Origin of the sequence: Staphylococcus sp. HMSC62B09 (genome assembly GCF_001839115.1) — a bacterium.
GTDB lineage: Bacteria > Bacillota > Bacilli > Staphylococcales > Staphylococcaceae > Staphylococcus > Staphylococcus haemolyticus.
Window position 1 is genome coordinate 151,914 of the sequence record NZ_KV840169.1, and the last position, 674, is coordinate 152,587.

Sequence of the window (674 nt, forward strand, 5' to 3'; positions counted from 1 at the left end):
ATATCACTGGTTGCCGTACATTAGAAGAATTACCAGATAATGCACGTAAATACTTAGAACGCATCTCTGAATTATGTAATGTACGTATTTCAATCTTCTCAGTAGGTCCAGACCGTGACCAAACAAACCTATTAGAACAATTGTGGTAAAAAAGGTGAGCAAGTGAGCGTTTAGGTTTTGAACAGAATCGAAAAGTGAGCAAAACTGTTTTTCAAGTTTTGTCGAACTTTGAGTATTTCTGCCGAAAAACTTGCTCACTGTAACCCGTCTATCATTCCAACAATATTAATAATTAGTGAGGCTGGGACAAAATAAAATGTCTCAGTCTACTTTATCATTTTGTCAGTAGCTGACTGATTTGAAAAATGCCCTTGTATCAAGCTTTTTTCAAACCTAGTCATCCTTGACGAGGTAACAACGAAATAAACTTTGAGAAAATTTTATTTCTGTCGCACCCCCGTTTTTTATAAAAATATAAGTGTAAAAAATCGATAAATATAGCATTTGTAACCTTAAAACCATTGTTATTACAACGTTTATCCAAAAAATTAAGGAATTATAAAAAAATATTAAAATTATGTAAAAAATGTCTTGTATTCAAAATAAAGCCTGTGCTATAATCTATCTTGTGCTTAAGAACGGCTCCTTGGTCAAGCGGTTAAGACACCGCCCTT

The 674-nt window shown here is 33.2% G+C and carries 1 protein-coding gene; it reads left to right on the forward strand.

The genetic code is table 11. The features are described from left to right. The coding region (locus HMPREF3265_RS12515) for an adenylosuccinate synthetase (RefSeq protein WP_176743916.1) at positions 1-149 on the forward strand (149 nt) is incomplete at its 5' end. Positions 150-674 lie beyond the last annotated feature (525 nt).